The sequence below is a fragment of the Haloferula chungangensis genome (genome assembly GCF_042664875.1).
GTDB lineage: Bacteria > Verrucomicrobiota > Verrucomicrobiia > Verrucomicrobiales > Akkermansiaceae > Haloferula > Haloferula chungangensis.
Window position 1 is genome coordinate 422,628 of sequence record NZ_JBHTBS010000004.1, and the last position, 23,453, is coordinate 446,080.

General features: G+C 60.3%; 24 protein-coding genes. 7 read left to right on the forward strand and 17 right to left on the reverse strand.

All coding sequences use genetic code 11. From position 1 onward, the window contains the following. From ACFQY0_RS10785 to ACFQY0_RS10795, 3 genes are all read right to left on the reverse strand, one after another. Positions 1-1,977 (reverse strand): UvrD-helicase domain-containing protein, encoded by a 1,977-nt coding sequence (locus tag ACFQY0_RS10785; RefSeq protein ID WP_379712150.1) that lies wholly within the window; start codon positions 1,975-1,977, stop codon positions 1-3. Next, positions 1,968-3,740 (reverse strand): DEAD/DEAH box helicase, encoded by a 1,773-nt coding sequence (locus ACFQY0_RS10790; RefSeq protein WP_379712152.1) that lies wholly within the window; start codon positions 3,738-3,740, stop codon positions 1,968-1,970. The genes ACFQY0_RS10785 and ACFQY0_RS10790 overlap by 10 nt, the downstream gene beginning before the upstream one ends. 124 nt (positions 3,741-3,864) lie before the next feature. Beyond that, a complete protein-coding gene (locus ACFQY0_RS10795) occupies positions 3,865-4,230 on the reverse strand; it encodes a YkvA family protein (RefSeq protein ID WP_379712154.1) in 366 nt (121 codons plus the stop codon). 101 nt (positions 4,231-4,331) lie between these two features. On the opposite strand from ACFQY0_RS10795, the gene ACFQY0_RS10800 reads away from it, so the two are divergent. After that, the gene (locus ACFQY0_RS10800; protein ID WP_379712156.1) at positions 4,332-5,198 is read left to right on the forward strand and encodes a uracil-DNA glycosylase; all 867 of its coding nucleotides are present in this window, start codon (positions 4,332-4,334) and stop codon (positions 5,196-5,198) included. Positions 5,199-5,332: 134 nt separating this feature from the next. On the opposite strand, the gene ACFQY0_RS10805 is transcribed toward ACFQY0_RS10800, so the two are convergent. From ACFQY0_RS10805 to hflX, 5 genes are all read right to left on the reverse strand, one after another. Further along, positions 5,333-5,497 (reverse strand): hypothetical protein, encoded by a 165-nt coding sequence (locus ACFQY0_RS10805; protein ID WP_379712158.1) that lies wholly within the window; start codon positions 5,495-5,497, stop codon positions 5,333-5,335. Positions 5,498-5,701: 204 nt separating this feature from the next. Then, the gene (locus tag ACFQY0_RS10810; protein ID WP_379712160.1) at positions 5,702-5,914 is read right to left on the reverse strand and encodes a hypothetical protein; all 213 of its coding nucleotides are present in this window, start codon (positions 5,912-5,914) and stop codon (positions 5,702-5,704) included. A 113-nt stretch (positions 5,915-6,027) separates the two neighbouring features. Further along, positions 6,028-6,744 carry a Bax inhibitor-1/YccA family protein gene (locus tag ACFQY0_RS10815; RefSeq protein ID WP_379712162.1) on the reverse strand — a complete coding sequence of 239 codons (717 nt, stop codon included), beginning with the start codon at positions 6,742-6,744 and terminating at the stop codon, positions 6,028-6,030. A 77-nt stretch (positions 6,745-6,821) separates the two neighbouring features. Continuing rightward, a complete protein-coding gene (lpxK, locus tag ACFQY0_RS10820) occupies positions 6,822-8,033 on the reverse strand; it encodes a tetraacyldisaccharide 4'-kinase (protein WP_379712164.1) in 1,212 nt (403 codons plus the stop codon). Positions 8,034-8,180: 147 nt separating this feature from the next. Continuing rightward, positions 8,181-9,479: a GTPase HflX gene (gene hflX / locus ACFQY0_RS10825; RefSeq protein ID WP_379712166.1), complete on the reverse strand. Its 1,299-nt coding sequence runs from the start codon at positions 9,477-9,479 to the stop codon at positions 8,181-8,183. A gap of 103 nt (positions 9,480-9,582) precedes the next feature. On the opposite strand from hflX, the gene ACFQY0_RS10830 reads away from it, so the two are divergent. Beyond that, a complete protein-coding gene (locus ACFQY0_RS10830; protein ID WP_379712168.1) occupies positions 9,583-10,059 on the forward strand; it encodes a hypothetical protein in 477 nt (158 codons plus the stop codon). 177 nt (positions 10,060-10,236) lie between these two features. Here the strand turns inward: ACFQY0_RS10830 and ruvX are convergent, their stop codons facing one another. Both ruvX and ACFQY0_RS10840 read right to left on the reverse strand, forming a co-directional pair. Further along, positions 10,237-10,650: a Holliday junction resolvase RuvX gene (ruvX, locus tag ACFQY0_RS10835; RefSeq protein WP_379712170.1), complete on the reverse strand. Its 414-nt coding sequence runs from the start codon at positions 10,648-10,650 to the stop codon at positions 10,237-10,239. Positions 10,651-10,701: 51 nt separating this feature from the next. Next, positions 10,702-11,775 (reverse strand): mannose-1-phosphate guanylyltransferase, encoded by a 1,074-nt coding sequence (locus tag ACFQY0_RS10840; protein WP_379712172.1) that lies wholly within the window; start codon positions 11,773-11,775, stop codon positions 10,702-10,704. 152 nt (positions 11,776-11,927) lie between these two features. On the opposite strand from ACFQY0_RS10840, the gene ACFQY0_RS10845 reads away from it, so the two are divergent. The 3 genes from ACFQY0_RS10845 to ACFQY0_RS10855 are packed head-to-tail and all read left to right on the forward strand — an operon-like array spanning position 11,928 to position 13,790. Continuing rightward, positions 11,928-12,239, forward strand: a complete 312-nt coding sequence (locus ACFQY0_RS10845; RefSeq protein WP_379712174.1) for a hypothetical protein — start codon at positions 11,928-11,930, stop codon at positions 12,237-12,239. Continuing rightward, the gene (locus ACFQY0_RS10850) at positions 12,236-13,102 is read left to right on the forward strand and encodes an SDR family oxidoreductase (RefSeq protein WP_379712176.1); all 867 of its coding nucleotides are present in this window, start codon (positions 12,236-12,238) and stop codon (positions 13,100-13,102) included. Before ACFQY0_RS10845 ends, ACFQY0_RS10850 begins: the two co-directional genes overlap by 4 nt. 37 nt (positions 13,103-13,139) lie before the next feature. Next, on the forward strand, positions 13,140-13,790 hold the full coding sequence (locus ACFQY0_RS10855) for a PKD/REJ-like domain-containing protein (RefSeq protein ID WP_379712178.1): 651 nt from the start codon (positions 13,140-13,142) through the stop codon (positions 13,788-13,790). A gap of 88 nt (positions 13,791-13,878) precedes the next feature. Here ACFQY0_RS10855 and ACFQY0_RS10860 read toward each other — a convergent pair whose 3' ends face one another. Further along, a complete protein-coding gene (locus ACFQY0_RS10860; protein WP_379712180.1) occupies positions 13,879-14,373 on the reverse strand; it encodes a redoxin domain-containing protein in 495 nt (164 codons plus the stop codon). An 80-nt stretch (positions 14,374-14,453) separates the two neighbouring features. Here ACFQY0_RS10860 and ACFQY0_RS10865 point away from each other — a divergent pair, with 80 nt between their 5' ends. Together ACFQY0_RS10865 and ACFQY0_RS10870 are read left to right on the forward strand one after the other, a co-directional pair. Then, entirely contained in the window at positions 14,454-15,731 is a 1,278-nt protein-coding gene (locus tag ACFQY0_RS10865) for a valine--pyruvate transaminase (RefSeq protein WP_379712182.1), read from the forward strand. A 232-nt stretch (positions 15,732-15,963) separates the two neighbouring features. Next, on the forward strand, positions 15,964-16,704 hold the full coding sequence (locus ACFQY0_RS10870; protein ID WP_379712184.1) for a PEP-CTERM sorting domain-containing protein: 741 nt from the start codon (positions 15,964-15,966) through the stop codon (positions 16,702-16,704). A gap of 228 nt (positions 16,705-16,932) precedes the next feature. Here ACFQY0_RS10870 and ACFQY0_RS10875 read toward each other — a convergent pair whose 3' ends face one another. From ACFQY0_RS10875 to ACFQY0_RS10900, 6 genes are all read right to left on the reverse strand, one after another. Beyond that, complete coding sequence (locus ACFQY0_RS10875; protein WP_379712186.1) at positions 16,933-19,224, reverse strand: hypothetical protein; 2,292 nt, start codon at positions 19,222-19,224, stop codon at positions 16,933-16,935. A gap of 130 nt (positions 19,225-19,354) precedes the next feature. Next, positions 19,355-19,984, reverse strand: a complete 630-nt coding sequence (locus tag ACFQY0_RS10880) for a L,D-transpeptidase (protein ID WP_379712188.1) — start codon at positions 19,982-19,984, stop codon at positions 19,355-19,357. Positions 19,985-20,084: 100 nt separating this feature from the next. Beyond that, complete coding sequence (locus ACFQY0_RS10885; RefSeq protein ID WP_379712190.1) at positions 20,085-20,966, reverse strand: S1 family peptidase; 882 nt, start codon at positions 20,964-20,966, stop codon at positions 20,085-20,087. Then, positions 20,963-21,691, reverse strand: a complete 729-nt coding sequence (locus ACFQY0_RS10890) for a putative 4-mercaptohistidine N1-methyltransferase (RefSeq protein ID WP_379712192.1) — start codon at positions 21,689-21,691, stop codon at positions 20,963-20,965. The genes ACFQY0_RS10885 and ACFQY0_RS10890 overlap by 4 nt, the downstream gene beginning before the upstream one ends. A 7-nt stretch (positions 21,692-21,698) precedes the next feature. After that, positions 21,699-22,076, reverse strand: coding sequence for a cupin domain-containing protein (locus ACFQY0_RS10895; protein ID WP_379712194.1), 378 nt, complete (start codon positions 22,074-22,076; stop codon positions 21,699-21,701). Positions 22,077-22,165: 89 nt separating this feature from the next. Beyond that, a complete protein-coding gene (locus tag ACFQY0_RS10900; RefSeq protein ID WP_379712196.1) occupies positions 22,166-23,374 on the reverse strand; it encodes a M29 family metallopeptidase in 1,209 nt (402 codons plus the stop codon). Positions 23,375-23,453 lie beyond the last annotated feature (79 nt).

Below are 23,453 nucleotides of genomic sequence, written 5' to 3' on the forward strand. Positions count from 1 at the left end.
TTAGACCCAGCGTTCCGAAAAGATCACCAGTCGGCGGCCGGCGCGGGTGGCGGCCATGTAGAGCAGACGGGTGTGGTCGGCGGCGCGCTCGGCGCGGGCTTCGGGGTCGAGACGTGGGTCACCTTCGGCTTCTAACAGTCTGTCAACACCGAGCAGAAAGACGACGGCAGCTTCCAGCCCCGTGGCAGAGTTCAGGCGGGCGACCGAGCAGAAGGGATCGGTCGGTGGGGGCGTGCGGTCGTCGAGATTGGCGATTTCATCCGGGCCAAGCTTCTGTCTGAGGAAGTTTGCGGTGGACCAGCTTGCGGAGCTGTCGGCGTGCAGGACGAGAATGCTGCCGCGGAGTTGCGGGCTATCGTCGCGGAGTTCGGAAACGAGTTCGCCGAGGCGTTTCAGCGCGGCCTGCGGGCCAAGATGGAGGATCTGCGGGGTTTCGCCGGCTTCGCCAACCATTTCAAGATCGTCGTCGCTCGGCGGGTCGAGGTCGTCGGTGGCCTCCGGGTGGAGCTGGCGGCGCTGTTCGACCATGTCGCGGGCAAACTCAAGAATGCCGCGAGTCGAGCGGTAGGGTCGGCCGAGGCGGTTCGAGCGCCCGCGGACGTCGATTCCGGCGGCGGCCCAGCTTTCCCGGCGCTTGAGGAACCCCTGGGTCGGATCGGCGGCCATGAAGAGCTGCCCGCCCGGTGCCAGCGAGGCGAGCACCGGCTCGAACCAGACCTTGGCGAAGAACTGCGCTTCATCGATGAAGATGAACTCGTATTTTCGTAGTAGTTCCGGATGGCAGCGGGCGTGTTTGCGGAAACGCAGCGCTTGCTCGTGCCAGTCGCTTTCATTGGCGCGTTTCATCTCGTCGCGATGGCGCTCGAGAAGGTCCCATAGGGCGCGTCGTCGCTCGCCGCTCAGACCTTTCATCCGGCCGCTGCGTTCGAGCGCGAGGTATTCGTCCAAAGTCGACACGCCGAGGTCCCGAAGGTAACCGATTTCCTCGGCGACGAAGGCCGCTGTCAGGTTGCCGAAGTCGCCGCCCTGCATGAGTTTCGCGACCCGTTCTTTCATCTGGTAGTCCGAGACGAATCGGTTCGGCCAGTTCTTCGAATGGCTGCCAGCCCAGCTGAAGAAGGTCCGCCATTCAATGCGGCTGCCCTCGCCGGCCTTGGCTTTGAGGCGGCGTTCGAGTTCGCCATTGATCGGGCGGTTGTGGGTCAGGACGAGCAGGCGCGCGCCGCGATTCAGACGGGCGGCGAGCAGCGCGCGATGGAGAAGGACGAGCGACTTTCCGCAGCCGGCGGGTCCGGTGATGAGGCGGGTTTCGAACTTTCGGGCTTCGATTTCGAGCTCGCGGGGCAGCTCGACCTCCAGCTTGGCGAGCGATTCCTGGGTGACATCGAGAAAGCCGGGCGGCAGGGATGCATCGGCTCCCCGCATGGCCAGCGGGACGCGCGCCGGGCAGTGGCCGACGACCGACTCCGGGGTGAAGCGGGCGCGCAGCCGCAGCAGCACCGCCTCCGGTGCCGCGGCCTCGGCGAGCGCCTGGAGGTGCTTTCCGAAATGCTCGGCGTTGCGTTGTTTCAGCCCGAGGAAGGCGACGCCGGTCTCTTCCGATCGAAGCCGCTCGACTTCATCGATGGTGCCTTCGTCGACATTGGGAAACACCAGCAGACAGCGGACGACCCGCTCGTCGCCCTTGTCTAACAACTCGCGGAATCCGGCCGATTCCTCGAGCCCTTCGGCGGTGATTCTGTCGTCGTCGAGGAAGTCCGGCTGCAAAGCGCGCTCGGCGAGCTCCTGACTGGTGTCGGCGACTTTGAGCAAAAAGGCGTGCCGCTCCCGCCAGAGCAGCAGGAAGCCGGGGCCCTCGCCTGGCTCCATGCGCAGCCAGACGCGGAAATCGTCGTCGAGCTTCCGCAGCAGGCGGAACATCGTCTGCACGGACTTCTTCGCCGACGCGGGCGGCTTGTCGGGGATCATCATGGCCATGGCTCGGCTTCTTTGGTGACGATGACGGCTCCTGATCGCGATTGCTCGCGGCACCACGATGAAAAGCTGGTGGCTCCTTCGTCGCCATGGTCGGCGAGTCGCTCGGCTTCCTTGATGAGACTGTGAGAAAGGAGCACGATCAATTTCTTGCGCGAGCGGGTGACGGCGACGTTCCAGCGCTCCTTCTGGAAGAGAAATGACGAGAGCCGCGGGATCCATTCGGGTTTCGCCGAGGCCATCGTCACCAGCATCACATCCCGTTCCTGTCCTTGGAATCGCTCGACCGTGTCGACCGTTACCAAGCGGTGCAGGCCGGCGGTTTCGAAGTGGATTCGCAGAAGGCTGCGGACCTTCGTGGCCTGGGCGCGGAAGGGCGTCATCACGCCGATCTGTTCCGGGCTGACGCCGCCGAGCACCAGTTCGCGTACCACGTCGACCACCGCTTGGGCTTCGGCATCCGATCTCACAGTGGAAGCTTTGCCTTCGACGATCATCAGGCTGATCGCTCCATCTCCTGCGAGTGCCGGATGTGAGGATGGCGGGCTGAGATGGAGGTGGCGGTCGTTGCGGCTGGTCAGGCGGCCGCCGTAGAAAGTCGCTGAAGGCCAGGCGGCGAGTTGTTTGTTCAGACGCCAGCTTTCCTCGAGCATGGTGTCGAAGCCGCGGTTCTTCAGTCGACGGAAGATCGAGGACTCGGCGGCGCGTTCACCCGTTTCGGAGATGACCACCGGCGGGAGCTGGCAGTCGTCGCCAAAGAACAGCCAGCGCTCGCCGCGCAGCATTGCCATGACCGCCACCATCACGGTGATCTGCGAGGCCTCGTCGATGACGACGGTGTCGAACTCCGCCTCTTTCAGCCCGGTGAATTTCGACCAGAGGGCGAAGGGTGTGGCGCCGACGACGTGGGCGCCCGCTTCATCGATGAGGCCGCTGTCGGCGTGGGTTTCGAAGGCTTCGATCGGTCCCCGACTCAGCATCGTGGGTCCTATTTTCACCACGCGGACGGATTCGGGGATGATCTTTCGACAGCCTTCGAGCGCGTTTTGGATGGCGCGGTGGGTCGGGCCGGTGACCAGCACGCGCTCGCCGTTCTCGACCAAGCGCCGCACGACTTCGGAGAGGACGAAAGTTTTGCCGGTGCCCGGCGGGCCCTGCACCAGGTAGCCGTCGCGCGTGGCGATGCAGGCAGCGATGGCATCCTGTTGGGAGTCGTGCCAACTGACATCGGAGGTTTCATCACCTTCGAGCTGGTCCATGGTGGCCGAGAAAAGCTCGCCGACCATTTCGCCGCCCTGATCACCTAACAGGAAGGGAAGGATCTGCTCGCGGCCTTTGATGGTTTCGGCCAGGGCCGTGGTGGCTTCGGCGAAGCGATCGCTGAGATCGATGAAATCGCGGTCGAGCACCCAGTCGTTGGATCCGGTCTCGGGCACCTCGCCGCGCCAGCACCACAGATGAATGCCATCCTCGTCTTCGCCGAGGTGGATGAACTTCCCCACAGGAGCAAGCGGTGAGTTCTGGCTGAGACAGACGAAGTCGCCCTCGCGCAGACGACAGGCGTCGCCGCCATCGGGGACGATGATAAGTTGTTGGGGCGAGTGGCGGTGAAACGAGCCGATTTCCATCGCGTCGCCATTCTTGAGGCGTTCGGCGAGCGGTGTGTGCCACAGTTCTTCGATCGCCGAACGTTGCGCGTGGATTTCCCGTCGCCAGGAGGCTTCCAGTTGCTGCAAGCATTTTCGCCGGTCTTCCTCGCTCGTCATCAATATTGCCGAAAGTCCCAGAGCCTCGTCGGCCGTGGAAGCCTAAAGCAACCCCGCCATGCGGTTGTCGATCACGCCGGGTCGTCCGACGGGCCCCGTGCGACTTCGGGCAAGGTTGATCTGATCAGCGCCCGGTGCGGCCGAGAAGCTTTTCGGTCTGGGCGGCGGCTTTGACTTTATGGACGTCCTTGACGTAAGCGGCGACGGTGCCGAGGGCTCCGACGAGCGCGGCCCAGTCGTCGCCGTAGCCGGCTCCGGGGATGAGGTCGGGAACGAGGTCGGCGGGGAGGATCAGGTAGCCGAGGGCGCCGACGATGACGCCACGGGCCCAGACGGGAGTGTCGGGGTCCATGAGGCAGTGATAAAGGGTGAGAGTGGTGAGGACGGTTTTTTTGCCCAGCACGGAGGCGGTGCGGCGCAGCTTTACCCAGAGATTGGGCGCTGAATACCAGCGCTCGGCTTGGTATTGACTTGGGAGCTCGGGGTCCATGGAGAACAGTCTAGGCCCTAATTCTCAAATTTAAACACCAAGTGAACGAGCGAGAGGAATTTGAGATTTGAAGTTTGGGGTTCGAGGTTTGAGTCTCAGGCGTGAGCAGACCGGTCGATGCATTGCTGGATTACCTCCGTGCGGAAGAAGCACAGGGCAGGGAGAGCGTGTATCTGGACGAGGAAGCGAAGGAGTTGCTGCGCGAGTTCCACCGGCGAGCGCGTGAGAAAAAGACTCCCGTGAAGAAACCTGCTGCTGCGGTGGCGGCCAGGATGTCTTCGAAGGAAGAGCCCGCGCGGACCCGGGTGGTGGAGCCGGTGGCCAGTATTTCAGTCAGCGGAGACTCGGCGGCGGAGAAGATCGAGTCGCTCAAACAACAGGCAATGAACTGGGCTCCTGCGAAGGCTCTGGGCACCTTGCGTGAAACGATGGTGTTTTCCACTGGCAATCCGGAGGCGGAACTGATGCTGGTGGGTGAGGCACCGGGCTATCAGGAGGAAAGGCAGCAGCAGCCATTCGTGGGACCGGCGGGTCAGAAGCTCGATGGAATTCTCAAGGCGATGGGCTTGGACCGAGGAGAGGTTTACATCTCTAACATCGTGAAATTCCGGCCATCGATGCCGAAGCAGACGACGAACAACCGCAAGCCAACGCCCGAGGAGATGGCGAGCTGCATGTCGTTCGTGCGGGAAGAGGTGCGGATTGTGAAGCCGAAGTGCATTGTGGCGCTCGGGGCGACGGCGGCGGAGGGCTTGTTAGGTTTGACGGGAGCGGTAGGGAAGATGCGGGGTTCCTGGCACGAGTTTGAGGGGATTCCGACAAAGGTGACTTACCATCCGGCGTATCTCTTGCACGGCAATGCCGGGTTGAAGGATAAGCGGATGATCTGGGAGGACATGCTGGCGGTGATGGAAAAACTCGAGCTTGAGATTTCCGAGAAGCAGCGTGGGTTCTTCCTTCCGAAGTGAGGGTCGTGGAGTGCGGCAGCCTGCTGCCGCTGTTTCGTGAGACAGCCTGCTGTCTACGGCCCGCTGGCAGCAGCAGGCTGCATGGCCGGACAGCGGCAGCAGGCTGCACGCAGTCCACGGTCTGGGTCCACGGGCTATTCGCCGTCTTTTTCGGCAATTTCGTCGTATTTGAATGAGGCGATAGTGGCGAGCCACGCCGGACTCACGGCATTTTTGAATTTGCGAGCACTGCACCATTTGTAGTCGGTGGCGAGGCGGACGATGCCGTGATGCACGGCGTTTCGATGCACGTAGTTCAATCGGGCAAGATAGCCTCGCTGAAGGGTGAGGTGGGTTTCGCGAAAGTTCTGCCAGAGACGGGTGCGGCCGGGTGTGCCATTCCGCTGGTTGAATTCCTTGGTGGCTAGGCTGTGGAGCTTCTTGAGGCCTGATGTTAGAGATTCGGCGTTGTCCTCGTCTTCGCCTATGTGTGCGACGAAATGGTAGTGGTTTGAGAGGATGGCTCAGGCTTCCATTTTCCATGCGAACCCGTCGGCAATGGAGAAGAGGGTTTCTTGAAACCAGTCTTTAACGGAATCGTCTGAAAGAAGGTGGGCGGCGCCTTTGGTCCTAGCGGTGACCATGTAGACGCCAGCGGCTTCGAGCCGGTGGGGAGGAGCGTGTGGCCAATCGCGAGTACCTTTGGCGGATTGTTCGGCGCTTGGCAGGGTATCCATGGAAGCGAGAACTCCTGGATTAGTTGGGTTTATGGAGGTTGGGCGGCGGCAGCAGCAGGGCAGCATGGCCGGACAGCGGCAGCAGGCTGCACGCAGTCCACGGATTTGCCTGCTCAATCCCGCCCCGAGAGGGACATGAGGATACGCAGGACATACCAGAAGAGCAGGGCGACGCTGGCGAAGAGCGAGAGCGAGGCGGCAACGTGCTGACCGGGACCGTAGTGGTACATGATCTTGCTGGTATCGTAGAGGATCGCTCCGCAGGCGAAGATCACCATGGCGGCGGAAAACCAGAGACCGAGCGAGAAACCCATGAAGATGGAGGCGACGATCAGTCCGAGGGCAACGAATCCGCCGATTTTCAGGATACCTCCCATAAAGGTGAAATCCTTCTTGGTGGTGAAGGCGATCGTGGTGATGCCGAGCACCAGGGCGCCAGTGAGCACCCCGGCTTGACCGATGATCACGGCGCTGCCCGTCATTTTGATGGCGATGGCCATCATGGGAAGGAAGATGAAGGCTTCAGCCAAGGTGTAGAGCGCGAGGCCGACGTATTGAGTGGTGACGGAAGCGGCACTGGTCGCCAGCCGGGTGGCGAGCCATCCCACAATCATGAACCCACCGAGAACCACGAGCCACGAATATTTGCTCGTGCCGATGAGGGCGAGGGCCGTGTCGCCGAGTCCAGCCTTGAGCATCAGGGCTTCAAGCACCGCGAAGGCACCGATGGCTCCAGCAAGGTGAAGATAGGTTTTCCGAATGAATTCAGAACGCGTGTCGACGGGATAGTCGGCGATGGGATTGCTGGCGTAAGGATTGACTTGGTCCATGGCGATTACAGGATAAATGGCAGATCGGGAGGGAAATGCAAGCGGATCGGCGGCCCGCCGAGGGAAGACGCCCCTCTTCAGACGACGAAGGCGTCGCGAAAGCGGAGAATCGGATCGCCGGGGGCGTGGGGATGACAGAAGCGGTCGATCATTTTTTCCCACTCGGCGTGACCTTTGAGGATGTCGACTTCGATGCGCAGGAACCAGATCGGCACGGTGATTTCCTTGGGACGGGGAAATCGCACGGCGTCCTTTTCGGTGGTGACGACAAGCTGCATGTCGCGCTCGATGCAGCGTTCCATGAAGGAATTGATCTCGCGGCTGTTGAAGCGGTAGTGGTCGGGGAAATGGCGCCGGATCTCGACACGCGCCCCGAGGTTTTCGAGCGACTTTTCGAAGCTTTCCGGCACGGCGATGCCGGAAATGGCGGCGACCCATTTGTCCTGAAGGTAGGAAAGGGGTTTGCGTTCGCCGGTGAAGAGCTCCTCAAGGTAGCGCGGGCCGTGGGCGCATTCGATGATCGGCGCGTAGGGGTTGTGGCGGCGGAGTTGTTCGATGAGGGCGTCGTTCGGCGAACCATCGCACTTGGTGATGAGGATGTACGATGCCCGCCGTAGATGGGCCGGTGGTTCGCGCAGGGTGCCGCGTGGGAGCAGGTGACCGGTGCCGTAGGGGGCGGTGCGGTCGACGAGCACGATATCGGTGCCGTGGGCGAGCCGCAGGTACTGCAGACCGTCATCGAGGACAAGGGTGTCGGCGGCGAGGTGGCGGACGGCGAAGCGGCCACCCTTGATGCGGTCCTTGTCGACGACTACGGAGACTCCGCTGAGGTTTTGCGCGAGCATGAAGGGTTCGTCGCCGGCGAACTTGGAGTCGAGATGGACGGCCTTTCCATCGGAGACGACCTTGGGCATGTGGTCGGGGTCGACCGGGTTGCCGTCGCGGCTCTTCCACTTTTGCGGCTGCTTGAGTCGGCGGCTTTTATAACCGCGGCTGAGGATGGCGACGTTGCGGCCGCGGTCGCGCAGCGTGCGGGCGAGCATTTCGGTGACTGGAGTTTTGCCGGTGCCGCCGACGGTGATGTTGCCGATCGAGATGACCTGGGTGCCGAGGTGCGACTGCTGTTTCCAGCGTTTCCGGAAGACGAGCAGACGGGCGCGGACGATCTGAAGGAAGAGGACCGACAGTGCGCTCATGGCGAGTCGGGTCATGCCGGCACGGAAGCCTTTGGCGCGGCCGAAAATGACATCGGCGCCCCAGCGTTCGAGCTCGGCGAGGTTTTCCTTCATGAAGGCGGGCCCATGTTTGTGGCTGAAAGGGAAAGCGCCAATCCTTTCTTCGGGAAAGGTGAAGTCGAGTTGTCTCTTCCTGGTGTGAAGCGCCCGCGCGGCTCGCAAAGCGCTGGCAAGCTACCGCACGTCGAAGTCTTTGGCGTATCAGGCGGGGGTCTCCTGGAGATATTGCTCCAGCTTTCCGGAGATGGCGGCGGGGACGACGGCGTGGACGAGGATGTCGTTGCCTTCGTAGTCGGTGGAAAGGATTTTGGCGTCGCGGTGGAGCAGGCCGATAAGGTCGGCGCGGGCTTGCGGGATGCGGTAGTGCTGACGGCGGACGCGGTCGGCGAGGACGCGCGAACAGGCCTGGAGGAGTTCTTCGATGCCGATGTTCTTCAGCGCGGAGCCACGCAGGGCGTCGGGGTAGGTGCGGTTGAGGAAGGCGAGCTGATCGGGGTCGGTGACTTGATCGATCTTGTTGAGGAAGGTGATGATCTTTTTGTCACCGGCGCCGAGTTCCTCAAGGACCTCGAGGGTGGTGTCGTGGAAGCGCTCGACCTCGGGTGACGAGGCATCGAGGACGTGGATGCAGAAGTCGGCGAGTACGGCTTCCTCAAGGGTGGCCTTGAAGGCTTCGACGAGGCGGTGGGGAAGGTTTCTAACAAAGCCGACTGTGTCGGTGATGAGCAGCGGTTGTCCGTCGGGCAGCTCGATGGCGCGGGTGGTGGTGTCGAGGGTGGCGAAGAGCATGTCCTTGGCGAGGATGTCGGCGCCGGAGAGTTGGTTGAGCAGGGTGGATTTGCCGGCGTTGGTGTAGCCGACGATGGCGGCATGGGGCGCTTCCTGCTTTTCGCGGGCGTGGCGCTGGGTGGCGCGCTGCTTGCGGACGTCTTCGAGTTCGCGTTTGGCGCGGTCGATGCGGACGTGAGCCATGCGGCGGTCGACTTCGATTTGCTTTTCACCCATGCCGCGGGCGGCGGCGGATCCGCCGGAACCACCGCCGCCTTCGCGGTCGAGGTGGCCCCACATGCGGGCGAGGCGTGGGAGCGCGTACTGCATGCGGGCGAGCTCGACCTGGAGGCGGGCTTCGCGGGTTTTCGCGCGCTGGGCGAAGATGTCGAGAATGACTTCCTCGCGATCGATCACGCAGAGGTTGCTGAGTTTTTCCCACTCGCGCTGCTGGGAGGGGGCGAGTTGGTTGTCGATGACGATGCAGTCGCAGTCATGGGCTCTGGCGAGATCGACGATCTCGTCGGCCTTGCCGGTGCCGCAGAGGAGCTTGCGGTGCATGGCGCGGGATTTGGCGAGGACCTTTTCGACGATGCCGATGCCGAGGGTTTTGACGAGTTCTTCGAGCTCGTCGAGGAGAGCCTCGGATTCGTCGGCTTCGCGGGGATCAAAGTAGAGCCGCACCAGCAGTGCGCGCTCGACCATATCCGGTTTTTCCCTGACTTCAAACATCGTGCGTGGAGATAGCAGCGGGGGAGGCAGGGCGCTAGGGTTATTGATGGGTTCGAAGAAATGGATGGCGAAAACCGGATTTCTGCCTATGATGCAGAGTGGTATGAATATGAACGATGATCGAGCAAACGAACTGCTGGCAACCAAGATCGCGGAGGCGGAAGCCCGGATCGAAAAATTGGAGGTGGAGATTGATGCGATCGGGCAACCGGCTGCCAGTGAGCTGAAACGTCGACTGGAGGCTCTCAAAGTCGAGGAGCGCGCGCTGAAGCGGAACCTGGCCGAAGTGCGTGAGGGCAAAGGAGCGTATGAATCCCGGATGGCGAAAATCGAGACGCTGATGAGACACATCGAGAGGGAAGAGTCGTCGGTGGAGCATGAAGCAGCCTTCCTTTCGCAGAGCAATCCTTCGACGATGATCGTGGCGGCTGAAGCGGGTGCGAAGGTGGTGAATGCCGTCACCCGAGGGGTGAAGAAAATCGTCGGCGACCACCCGTTCGAAAAAAGTTCGGTGTTCGTGAATCATTCCCACGAGACCTTGGTCAAGCAGTATGGTTTGAAGGATGATGGCGAAAAGTGAAGAGCCTTCCGCCATTTTGAAAATCAGCAAACACTGACCTGTTAGCTGCGTGGCAGCGAAGTGTGATGGGCGATCAAGGCTTCGATGCCGAAGCGGGAAGGTGATCCCGTCCAGAAGCCTTTGGAGCGTTGGCCACTGAGGGAGAAAAGGACTGACGATGAGCTCGAGGCTCGGGCGTCAGTTCTGAAGATCAAGCCAGTGACTGAGGATCTCGACGGCAGCAGCCTGGTCGATGACCGCTTTCTGTTTTTTGGCGTTGCGGCCGGCCTGGTGAAGTTTTTCGGCGGCGTCCATGGTGGTGTACGATTCGTCGATGTACTCGAGGGGGAGATGTGGCAGACGGGCCGAGAGCTTCTTTGCAAAGCGTCGGACTTTCTCGGCGGCGGTGCCTTCCGAGCCGTCGAGTCGGAAGGGAATGCCAACGACGAGGGTTTTGATCTGACGGTCCTGGCAAATGGCGGCGATCCGCTCGATGGGATCGGTTTTTCGAACGTCGATCGTCTCGACGGGATGCGCCATGATGCCGACGGGGTCGGTGGCGGCGATGCCGATACGGGCGTCGCCGTGATCAATGCCAAGTGCGGGGTGCATGGAAGTTTTGAATTCCAAACTCGAATCCTCAGCGCTGCAGACCCCTGTTTGTTAGAGCAGCTCGGGTGGGAGCTTGTTGCTGAGCTTTTTGATGGCGTCGGCCTGATGACGGTTGGCGATCAGGATGGCGTCATCGGTCTGGACGACGATCAGGTCATCCACGCCTAACAGCGAGATGTGGGAGCCCTTGCTGGCACTGAAGACGATGTTGTTTTCCGAGTCGATCTCGGTCACGGGTGTGTTGACCTGGTTGTTGTCCCCGACGGTGTCGAGGTACTTGGCGACCGAGAGCCACGAGCCGACATCGTCCCAATCGAAAGTGGCTTCGATGTTGAGCACGCGGCTGGCTTGTTCCATGAGCGCGTAGTCGATGGAGATGGGGGTGAGTTTCGGGAACTGGGCGTTGACCGTGGCGACGATGTCCTTTGAACGGCGGATTTCGGATACGAAGTGGGCGAGCTCCGGGGCGTGGGTGGAAAGTTCGCGAATGACGGTGGGGAGCGACCAGACGAACATGCCGGCATTCCAGCAGAAGCCGCCTCGGGCGAGGAAGGTCTCGGCGAGGTCGGTGCTGGGTTTTTCGCGGAAGCGCTTCACTTCTGCGGCTGGGTTTTCAACAGCCAGACCGGGGATCGACGCGCGGCTGCCGCGTTCGATGTAGCCGTAGGACGAGCAGGGCCAGGTGGGTTTGATACCGATGGTGACAAGGCCATCGGCCTTTTCCGCGGTGGTGATGGCATCGCGCATGACCGAGTGGTAGGCCTCGGTGTCCTTGATGAGCTGATCGGCGGGCAGCACGAGCATGGTGGCATCCGGATCGCGAGTGGCGACGAGGCCGATGCCGAGGGCGACGGCGGGTGCGGTGTCGCGTTTGGCGGGTTCGGCAAAAATATTCTCAGCGGGGAGCATGGAAGCGACTTCGCGGACGGCGGCTTCCTGCTGGCTGTTAGTGAGGATCAGGATGTTTTCCTTGGGGACGAGGCCGTCGAGACGGTCGATAGTCTGTTGGAGAAGGGTGTCGTCACCGAAAAGGTTGAGAAGTTGCTTGGGGCGGGAATTTCGGCTGAGTGGCCAGAAACGGGTGCCGGAACCGCCGGCGAGAATGAGTGCGTAGGTGGATGGCATGAATCTTCGGAGGGAAGTTGGCGGGAATGTAGCGGAGGATCAGTGAGCGGAAAGTCTGAAGTCAGAAGAGGCTCATCGGATCGTGGGTTCCGGAGCCTGTTTCCGTACGTTTCCGTGATTGAAGAATGGGAGTCGATCGCTAAGCTGCGCGCATGAGAGAGACGATTGAGGAAGACGACCGCGATTGGACAGAGAACACGGCGCTGGCTGCTCCGGCGTTGCTCGGTGCCGCTGCGGGTCTGATTTTGGGCGAGGTCATGCACTCGGGTGCCCGCCGTGGCATTGCGATCGGCTTGGCGGCGCTTGGCGTGGCAGCGCTGGTTCCACTCACCGTCGGCGGCATCGTCAACAAGGTCAACGGCCCGCAAACCCGACGGGGTGCGCAGCGCCGTCTCGATGGCATCCGCCGCTCAGTCGGCGGTGGCTATGTGGATGATGAACTGCGCGAAGCGGGCGTGGTGTGAAGCTCGCCATCAGCGGAACAAGCGGTCGGGTCGGCCGTGCCTTGGCCGATTATTTTGCGCCAAAACATGAGGTTATCGAGCTGGATCGGACGGTCTTCGATTTCGCCGATCCGGATTTGATTTCCCGGGTGGGAGAGATCGACTTTGATGCGCTGTTGAATCCGGCGGCAATCACCTCGCTGGAAGCCTGTGAGGATGATCCCGGGTTGGCGCGGCGGGTGAATGCGGAGGTTCCGGGTGAGCTCGCCGCGATGTGTCGCGAATCAGGGCGGCGAATCATGCATTTCAGCACCGACTACGTGCTCGCGGGTGAGGTGCCCGGCCTGCATGTTGAGGAGGCGGCGGTGGAGCCGTGCTCGGTTTACGCGCGGACGAAGTTGGCGGGCGAGCAACTGGTTCTGGATCAGGGCGGATGCGTGGTCCGGGTCTCGTGGGTCTTCGGTCCTGAGCGGAAGGCATTTCCTGACCAAGTCATCGAGCGCGCACTGGCTGGGGAAAGTCTGGCAGCGGTGGCGGACAAGACGTCCTTGCCGACCTCTACCGCTGACCTGGCCGTGTGGGTGGAGAAACTCATGGCAGCAGGTTTTCCCAATGAAGTGATCCATGCCTGTAATGGCGGTGAGCCGGTCAGCTGGCACGGGATGGCAGAGGTCATCGTCGCACTCATGATGGAAAGAGGAGCCCTGAAAGAGCTGCCGGTGATTGAAAGGCAGTTGCTTGCGGAAATGCGGGCATTTCGTGCCAAGCGTCCGCGCCACACGGCGATGGCGACGCCTCGTCTCAGCGCCCTGCTTGGAGAGCCTCCCCGCGACTGGAAAGTCGCAATCCGGGAGCATGTGATTGAGCAACTGATAAGCCGTTGACCCCCACGGGCCGGCGTGGCAGCTTGCTAGCGTTTCCATGAACAGGCATTTTCTCATTCTTCCAGCCGCTGCCCTCGTCCTCGCTTCTTGCGGAGGTGGTGGATCCTTTAACGGCGGTGGTTACGATCCACTCGATGCAGCCGGTGGCATGGGCACCCAGGTGGGTGTGGCCGACACTGGCATCCGCCCGGGCGCATTTGTCAAAACCTCGATGAACAATGCGGCGTTCTTCAGGAACAAGCCTGATGGCAATGCCTCGGCCGACAAAGTTCTTCCGGCAAACACGCCGATGAAAGTGATCGCCGTCGAAGGTAGCTACGTGAAAGGCGAGCTCGATAGCGGTGAAGTCGGATACGTGCTCTCGGTGCAGGTCATCGATCATAATGGAGATATCAGTGGTGCCGGCTCGGAGATCATTGATCCCAATGCCGTGCAGGTCTGGCCACCTGTGGGCGGCGCGACGATCGCCGACCCGACTGCGGGTGCTGCGCCGATCATTCCGACCGAGATCGATCCGGACGCTCCGGAGCCGGTCATGCCGGAGATTCCTGCCTTACCGGATGACGCGCCAACGCCCGGTCTGGGAGCCGAGCCGCCAGTCATTCCAGAAGTGCCCAGCGTGGATGGGGTGAAGGAAGAGTCTGTAGAATCGGCAGAAGACGCGGTGAAAGACGCTGCGGCTGAGTAGTCCGCCTCTCCCAAAAGAAATCGCACGCCGAATGGCGTGCGATCTCGAGATGCCTCGCCATTCCGCGAGGCATTTTTGTTGAGTCGAATCAAGCGAGACCCTTGAGGGTCTCCTTCACCTTGTCAAAGTCGGGCATGTCCTTCGGGCTTTCGAGCACTTCAGCATATCGGACGATTCCTTCCTTATCGATGACGAAGGCCGAGCGCTTCGAAACCCCACCCATGATCAGGTTGGCTTCGGGGAGAAACTGCTCGTAAGCGATTCCGTAGGCTTTGGTAACCTCGTGCTCGTAGTCGCTGAGAAGCTGGATGGTGATGCCTTCCTTTTCAGCCCATTCCGCTTGCGCGAAGGGGTTGTCGCCGGAGATGCCGATCACTTTGGCATCGAGCTCGTCGTAGGCGGAGATGCCTTTCGAAATGTCGCAGAATTCGGTGGTGCAGCCGCCGGTGAAGGCCATCGGCACGAAGAGCAGGACAAGATTGGACTTGCCGACAAGCTCGGAGAGTTTCACGAGTTCGGGGCCTTCTGCGCCTTTGGAAACGAGGGTGAAGTCAGGTGCTTTGTCGCCGATATTGATAGCCATGATATTTTTTGAGGTCGTGGTTGGGGATTCGGCAGTCAACATAGGCATCTGACCCGGGAGGTCAACGGCACCTTGTGATCATGGACTTCGAATTTTCAAAACTCGGCCACGAATTGGCCGTCGGCAGTGGCATCGGTGAACTGATGGAGGACCTCGGCAACGCGCTGGCGAGCGGAGGCGATGAAATCCGCATGCTCGGAGGCGGCCAGCCGGCGCACATTCCGGAGGTCAACGCCCTGTGGCGCCGACGCATGGAGGAAATTCTCGAGGAACCCGGTTCGCTGGAAAGGGTTCTGTCGAATTACGATCCACCGCAGGGGAATCCCGAGTTTATCAAGGCGCTGGCGGAATTGTTTCGCGAGCAATTCGGCTGGAAGGTGACGGATCAGCACTTTGCGGTCAGCTCCGGTGGCCAGACGGCCTTCTTTTTCCTCTTCAATCTGCTGGCCGGCGACATGCCGGACGGACGGAGGAAAAAAATCCTGCTGCCGCTGGTGCCGGAATACATCGGCTATGCGAATCAGGGAACCTGCGGCGATTTGTTCCGTGCGGTGCCTCCGAAGATCGAGAAAACCGGCGAGCATGAATTCAAGTACCGGGTCGACTTCGATCAGTTGGAAGTCACCGACGACATCGCCGCGATCTGCGTTTCGCGTCCGACAAATCCGACCGGCAATGTGCTGACGGATGGCGAGATCGATAAGCTCTCCAAGTTGGCGAAGAAGCACGGCATCCCGCTGATCATCGACAACGCCTACGGCGCGCCCTTTCCGAACATCATCTTCACCGAGGCGACGCCCGTGTGGGATGATCACATCATTCTAACACTGAGCCTTTCGAAGATCGGTCTGCCGGGAACGCGCACGGGCATAGTCGTCGCGCATCCGACGATTGCCAAGGCGGTGGCGGAGATGAGTTCGGTGGTCGGATTGTCGAACCCGAATATTGGTCAGGCGATTGCCAAACCCTTGATCAAGAGTGGCGAGATCCTGCGCTTGGCGAACGAAGTGGTGCAGCCGTTTTACGTCGAGAAATCACGCCTTGCCCAGGAATGGGTGAAGGAGAGCTTTGGGGATCGATTCAACTACTACATTCACCGTAGTGAAGGCGCTTTGTTCCTCTGGTTATGGTTTCCGGGTTTGCCGATTACTTCGAGAGAACTCTACGAACGTTTGAAGAGGCGTGGTGTGCTGATCATTTCCGGGCACTACTTTTTCTTCGGTCTCGAAGACGAGAGCTGGCCGCATCGTCACGAATGCCTGCGCATGACTTTCACCATGGACGAGCGCACGGTGAAGGAAGGGATTGCAGCGATCGGAGAAGAGGTGGCGAAGGCTTGCTCGAGTTCTCCGGGGTGATGTCAGTTTTGGGGTTCATGGCCGCTCAGTCAGGTGACATGGGAATCGCGCGATACCCTTGCTGTAGAACGGAAAAGCGCGGCCTTCGCTCCAGCCCAATGGACGGATGCATCACGCACGCCATTTCAGGATTGCTGGGACTGCCAGCAATGATCGGATTCAAAGAAGTCCATAATGCCTGACTATTTTATTGAAGCAGCGAGTCCGGAAACTAACTTTCTTCGTGTAACCCATGAAAATGCCCCTATCACATTCCGCCAAATTCATCTCGGCAAGTTTGATTCCTCTCCTTGCCTGTGCAGCTCAAGTCCATGGAGCGACTCTCTTGGTCGACTTCTATGGAAATCAGAATGGGGGATACGTTTCCTCCACCGCAGCAGATTTCGCTAAGGTTCACTCAGCGGTCTCTCTGACTGCACCGGTTGCGTCCGTCAATTTGGCAGCGCCCTTTCCGGCTTCGGTAGCTGTCGTCGGCCAAGGTGTGAGTGCCACTGTGACCGTGAATGTGGGTACCTATAGCCAGAGTTCCGGGGGGCAAAGAGATGGTGTGCCTATCCTCGATGGCTATCTTTCTGGAAGCCATATTCCAGTGAATGTGACGATCGATGGACTGAACGAAATTCCAGCCGGTGAAGTAGTGACGGTCACCGTCTTCGGAGTCGGAGACCAATCAAACCAGGAGGGGGAGATCTCCTATGACTACAATGGGATTAACACAATCGTGGGAGAAACTGTTCCTGACAATTCATGGGACGCGGTGAACCAAGCGTATCTTGACGGAGCCTACGAGCAGTTCACTTTTGTCAAAGTTGCCGGAGTAGACACGATTCAACTTAATTCCGACAACGTGGGTGGAGGTGCCGACAACCGCTACAATGCAATCAATGGGGTGTCGATTACCTTCGTGCCCGAGCCATCGAGTGCACTGCTGCTGGGGCTGGGTGCTCTCGGTCTCCTTCGCCGCAGGCGGTAAGTTTGAACCTCAAATGGCTTTTTAACGAAGCGGCAAGACCGCCAACAAGGACTGTTGAAAAGGCTCTCGTGCAGACGGGAGCCTTTTTTTGGCTTGGCGATTCGTCGCCTGTGACAGCTTTACGCCGATTGGGGAGTCCCATCGCTGGGACCTGGAGAGATTCATCCGTGTCGACGAAGATCTCTCGGACGGATATTTCAGCGATCGGAGAGAAAGTCGCACGCGCCATCAGCGAAAGAGCACCAGGGTCTGCCAGGGTTTGAGGGTCAGGCTGCTCGCGCTGACCGTCCGGCCCGATACGAGGTCTTTCGAGCCCTTGAACTCTTCAGGCACCTCAAGCTGGAAGGTCTGCTGCTTGGTGCAGTTCATGGCGATCAGGTAGGGGCCGTAGTGGGCGAGATAGAAGTCGCCCTTGCCGGCGTAGGGGTTCTCTTTGCCGGGCTTGTAGTCGGTTTGGTCGGGTGGAACTTTGGCAATCGGCTGCTTCTCGCCGGCGACGGCCAACTCCATGCCTTCGTCCTTGTAAGCCCGCTCGTGTCGTCGGCTGAAGGGCTCGTTGGTCTGATCGGGGAGCTCGAAAAAATCTCCGCTTTCTTCGAAGCGGGTTTCGATTTTCATCGTGACGTCGCGCTCGACGTTCGGCGTGAGGTGATGAATCCGGGCGAGCTTGTTGATCGCGTAGCGGGCCCGCCAGTAGAGTGAGACGTAGAGGAGGTCGTCCCCATTTTTCAGCGCTAGCACGCCGATCTCGGGGTCGGAGAAAACGAAGCTCGGCTGACCGGGTGCCATGGGGAGCCTCGTTTTGGACTTCGGCTGTTCCATGATCTTTTGGTAAGTGCCGGGGGCGCTCAGCAGTCGGGTCAAAGGGGCGACACCTCTGAGTTCCGAGCGCTTTTTCAAGGATGCGAAGTACTGGTTGTCTTCTAGCATCTGCTGACCGTAGCCAATCAGGACGGGATCGAGCGTGGCGGCGGCCACTTCCATCGGGGCTTCCGTCCACATCTGCTCGTAGGTCGTGCCGCCGGGGAAATACCAGTCACGCCAGCCGATGACGGTCTCGATGTGCATGCTGCGGTAGCCATCACCGTCGGGCAGCGGGTAGCGGAACACCCCGCGGGCCTTGCTCATCTTGATCAGCTGTTCCTTGAGGCGCGGGTCGCCTTCGCTGGTCATGGTGGGGCGGGTCGACTCGTAGGCTTCGAGCATCATGCCAATCACGATTTCGCCATAGTGCCCGACGTAGCCGAGCTCCTTGGTCAGTCCCTGGTCTGTTAGAAGCATGTGGCTTTTCCCGAGCGACCAGGATGGGTTCCCGCGTTCGTCCCAACTGCCGCTCCATGGCTCGATGCCGGCGGACTCGTGGAGCAGGGAGACGGCTTTCGGTTCCGGCCATGCTTCCGTTGGCGAAAGCGCGCGGACCGCCCGGTTGCAGGTGTAGATGTTCATGTCCACGATCATCGATTGGTTGGTGTACGACCGGCGCTGCGTGACCTTTCTGTCGCGCGAGGTCGCGAACATCTTCGTCCATGCTTCACGCCGGGTTTCGGCACTGCCTTCGACTTTCTGGTCGATGTAGAGTCTGAGGGGGTTTTCGAGAAGTCGGACGGCATCACCGAGCTGACCGAAGCCGTGCCACTCCTTTTCGACGACCTGCGGGTCCTCCTTGAACAGCAGGTAGTGGCGGTCGATGCCGGCAACGACGACTTCGAGCGCGGTTTTGTTGTGATAGGCGTCGCACCAGGGTTCCAGGCAGGCTTTGGCGAGAAAGCGGATGGCCTCCTGGTTGAGATCGCGCTTCGATTTGAGCATCTTGCCGATCTCGGTATTGATCCTTTCCTTGATCTCGCCGAGGGCTTCGGGGCCGGGTTCCCGGCGTACGGGATACTCCGCCACGGCCACCGCTTTCGGGTCTCCGGCGGGTGCGGAGAAGTAGGGATCATTGTGGGTGAAGCCTCCGTAGATTCCGCGCGATGGCTTGCTCATCACTCGCTGAAATCGCTCGAAGGTATCGCCGTATCCCCAGATCGGTCCCTGCGCCTCGATCCTCAGCTCCACCGATTCCCTGCCCTTCGTGATGTTTTCCGGCAGCGGCGTGGTCTTGTAGTAGAAGTTTCCCGGGTAGCGCGGGTAGTTGTACATGATGTCGAGCATGTCCACTTCGCCGAGATGCCGCTGGCCGACTTGTTTGCCGTCGATAAAAAGCATCAGTCGGCTGTGCTCGCCTGTGAGGTCGCCGCCCCAGAAAATGCAGGTGAAGTAGTTCTGTTTTGCCGGGTCCACCTTCATGGTGAAAGTGAGGCTGCCTCCGCGCCAGTGTTCCGGGGTCGCCGGGAGCAATTGGCGGGCGGGCAGTTCGATCGCTCCGGTGATGAGTTTGCTGTTCTGCTCCATCAGTCCGTGGCTGGCCTCCATCTCGGGTTCGCCGAACTGAATCGAATCCAAGGTTTCTGCGGGGCAGGAAAGCCATGAATTCAGGTGGACGAGCAGGACGGCGAGGGATGCTTTGAGCAATGGACTCATGATGGGCGATCGAGGGTCTGGACGGAAGACGGTGGGATTGTCGCAGGATTCGTTGACGATGAGAACAAAACAGCCGGACCACACGGCCCGGCTGTTGAGATGATGGTCGCTTACAAGGCGCGACTTCGAGTTAGTTGAAGTTCCACATCTTGCCCTGCTCCTGATCGGCGAAGACCTTGCTGCTCTTCATGTAGGAGTCTGGTGGGTTGGGAAGGGGGCCGTCGTCGAGTTGCGGCAGCTTGGCGCCGATGGTGGAGTCCCATGGCTGGGACTTGGCGACGTTCACTGGGGTGCCCACGCGGGTCAGATCGAAAATCTTGCGAGCCGAGTTAAGCGGCAGGCGGACGCAGCCATGGGTGGACGGGTAAGGCTTCACGAATCCCCAGTGCATGCCGTAGGCGGGGCTGAAGAAGGACTGCCAGTAGGTCATCGGATAGCCGGCGCCAGGGTTGCTCTGGCGACGACGGTGGCGGGTTTTGGAAGTGATGCGGTGGTTGCCTGCAGGTGTTGGCGTGGCGCTGGTGCCGACGCCGCAAGGCGTGGCGAGAAGCACTTCATTGCCTTCAGTGACGTAGAGACGTCCGGCACCGGTGCTGATGTGGACTTTTACGGCTGATGGATTGCTGGGCTTCTTAACCGGCGGGTCGAAGGAGAAGGCGGTGCCGGAAGCTCCCCCGCTGCTCACATTGCTGCATGAGCTGAGGAAAAGGGCGGCGCTGCCGAGAGCGATGGTGGCGAGTAGGCGAAGTGGTTTCTTCATCAAGGTGATGTTTAGGATCTAAGGGACTATTTACGTTTCTCTTCCGGGTGCAACTTCGGAATTCAGGTGGAGCAGGGAGTTTGGGGCAATCGTGATCGGTCTAACTTTTTGCAGGTGCCTCGATAGGTTTCGGCGAAGTGGTTTGCTTCTCAGATGGCTTTTTCTTCTGAACCATGGCCTTGATGGAAGAGACGGGCACGCAGTTCTTGATCACCATTTGCAAGGGACCTTTCGGTTCTTTTCCGATGTCGGAATTGTAGTAGATCGACTGGGTGTTCGAGACCATGCCGACGATGCGGTTCTTGTCGTCCAGGACCGGTCCGCCGGAGGAACCGACGGCGTAGTCGGCGGTGATGGACATCCAGATCGTGGGCTTGGCGTTGCCTCGGTTGGGGCGCAGATGGTAGCGGGAGACGGTGCCGGTGGTGTGGGTGTAGAAACGCTTCTTCGGGTGACCGATGACCTCGACGAACGAGCCAACTTCAGCGGCTGCACCAAGCGGGAATGCCGGGATGTCCTTGGCGCCGGTCTGGAAAATGACGATGTCGTTCAGCTTGCTGGCGGCGAGAACCTTGGTGACCGGGTAGGCGTTTCCTTTCATGTCGCTCACGCCCATCACGGTGCCTTTGGCTTTCTCAAAAACGTGGTAATTGGTAAGCATCACTCCGTCTGATGTGAGAGCCCAGGCAGAGGCAATGCCGGCGGCGTGCCAGTCATCGCACTTCCCGCAGTTGTAGACGGCTCCGACGAGATAGGTGGCGGAGTCCGACGACTCCGGACTGATCGTCGAAAGCGAGAGGCCGGCGACCGTGGGGGGAGCGGATTTGGTTTGTTTGGTGAGCTTTTCGGCGGAGTAGGATTCCTCCTCGTCATGGTAGGCGCCGATGCCTTCTTCGAAGGCGGTGATGAGGGCGGCATCGTTGATGAGGGCAGGCTTGGCCGTGGCGAGGGTGACCGAGGCGAGGAAAAGAGCGATTTTCATAGCCGCTTCCATATACTGAGTTGGGAAGAGGTCCACTGGAACTTTCTCCCAGTCTCGCGAATGAGAAAAGTTTCGTCTTTGGTAAGAAGGAGCTCGAAGGCGCCGGCGAGATGCGTTTGGAGCCAATCGATGGTGCGGCCCGGGGGCCAGTTCTCGGGCGGGGTGAATTCGCCGAGCCAGGTGCAGGGGGTGGCGAGGATGAGTTCGCCACCGGGGGCGACGAGTTCGGGAAGGCGCTTGAGGAGCTTTTCCGGTTTGGGAAGACGGCAGAGCAGGTTGGCGGCGTGGACGCGGTCGAAGGTGCCGAGGTCGGCGCGGAGATTCATGGCGTCGCCTTGCTCAAAGCGGACGCCGGAGGGATCAATGCCATCGGGAAGCTTCGCCGTCAGGGTAGTGCTGAGGTGGGCTTCGTCGAGACGGGTGTAGACGAGTGGTCCCTCGGCGATGGCGGCGGCCGCCTTGATAAAGGCGTGGGAGAAGTCGATGCCGACCACTTTCGGGAACCTACGGGACATCTCGTAGCTGGAGCGTCCGACGGCGCATCCGAGATCGAGGGCTCGGCCTTCCTTGCATTCGGAAAAATGCGCCTGGGTGCGGACGGCGAAGTCGAGAGCGTCGCGCATGCCGGGCGGCGCGGAAGCAGGGAGGATCTCTTCGGCGCTCCCATAGTGGAAGAGCAGGTACTCGGAGACGAGTTTGTCGGTCTCGTAGGGGTTGGCGGACATGGGAAACTCAGTGGACCGGGGATTCACCGTCGCGGACATCCGCTTCGTCGTAGAAAAAATCGTCGTCGTCGTGTTTGGGGATTGGGAGATTGATGACCTTGAGCTTGCCGATGGCGCGGTGACGGCAGCCGGGCTTGATCATGACGGCGCTGAGGGGTTTTACGGGGATGAGTTCGCCATCGAGTTCGAGGTGACCTTCGCCTTCGAGCACCAGATAGATCTCGGTGGTTTTCTTGTGGTAGTGAGTCGTCGGTTCATCGCGCACTTCGAGGTAGTGGGCGGATGCGGGGGCGTCGGGCTGATCGACGAAGGCGCGGCGGGTGGTTCCGCAGCAGCATTCGATCGGTGGGAGATCGGTGAAATCGACGTGATGGTAACGTTTCATGAATGGCTATTACGCGGTGAAATAGGAAACCCGATCAAGGAGTTGATCGGGTTTAGCCTGAGGGAAAGCGGTGAGGCTCTTCGTTTCGCTCAATCGCGGGCGGAGGCGAGGGCGTCCATGATGTAGCGGGACGGTCGGAAGTCCTCGATGATGATCTCCTGCTGATCTCCGCGCTTCATCCGGACCTGCTTGATCTTGAAGTTCGGAGTTTTGTGCGGGGCGAAAAGAATATCGTCGTGGGTCGAGTTCTCGTGCTTCTTGAACATCTCGGGAACGATGTCGCCGCCGAGATGGTCATCGCGACCGGTGGCGAGGTGGCAGGTGCCGAGGACCTTTTCATCCTGGATGTCGGAGTAGGATACGGGAAGCACCTGGGTGCCGAAGCCGAGTTCGCCGAGAGTGCCGGTCATCGGGTCGTCCTGGAGGCGGGCGTTGTGGGCATCAATGGTGGCCTGATCACCTTCGATGAGTTCGGATTTGATGATGTTGCGGTTTTCAACGGTGAGCACGCCGAGGGTGCCGTCCTCGTACTTCATCGGGAAGTGGCCACGGGCATCGGTGGGGACGAAGTAGACTTCGCCGGCAGGGAGGTTGGCGACGTCGGGCTTCTCGCCTTTGCAGAGACCGTGGGATTTCTGGGCTTCCTGGCCATCGAGGCCGAGCCAGGCGGTGAGGATGCGGCCGTCCTCTAGGGCAAAATCGATTTCCACTTCATCGGCCTTGTTCATGGCGAGGCGGATCCGCTCGGCGTCGGCGGAGACTTCGTTGTAGTCTACGGTCAAGCCGGAGTTGAGGATCACGTCATTGACGCCGTGCATGGTCGCGCCACGGAAACCGAACTCCTTGCACTTGGCTGTTAGAGGCGCGGTGGCGGAGAAGGTCGAGAGGCAGAGGATGATGTCGTATTTCGGGTAAATGTCGGCATCGAGAGAGAGCTTGTTGCCAGCGGTGTCCCAGACTTCGTCAGCGAGATCGAGGTTCGAGCCGTTGGTGCACTTGTAGGCGAACATCTCGCCGCCGCTCATGCCGAGGGCTTCCAGAGCACCGTTCTTGAGCGCGAGGTAGAAGGCTTCGTGGGCTTTCTTCTGAACCGGGAATCCCTCGTGCGAGAGGTAGTTGAAGTCCTTGATGAGCTCGGCGGGTTCATCGAAGTCGGTGAGGATGCAAACGCTGCAGCCCTTGGTGGGCTCGAAGACGGTGCCAAGCAGACGGACGGGATCGAAAGGAGGGAAATCGCGGTTTTCCGGGTGAAGAAGGATTTCTTCGGACAAATAATGGGGAAGATGGGATGTCGGCATGGCGATGAGGATGCTTGAGAGTAGGAAGGAGCCCTAGGGGCGCAAGGGGAGTTTTTGTAAAGGGGGGCGATGCCGTGGG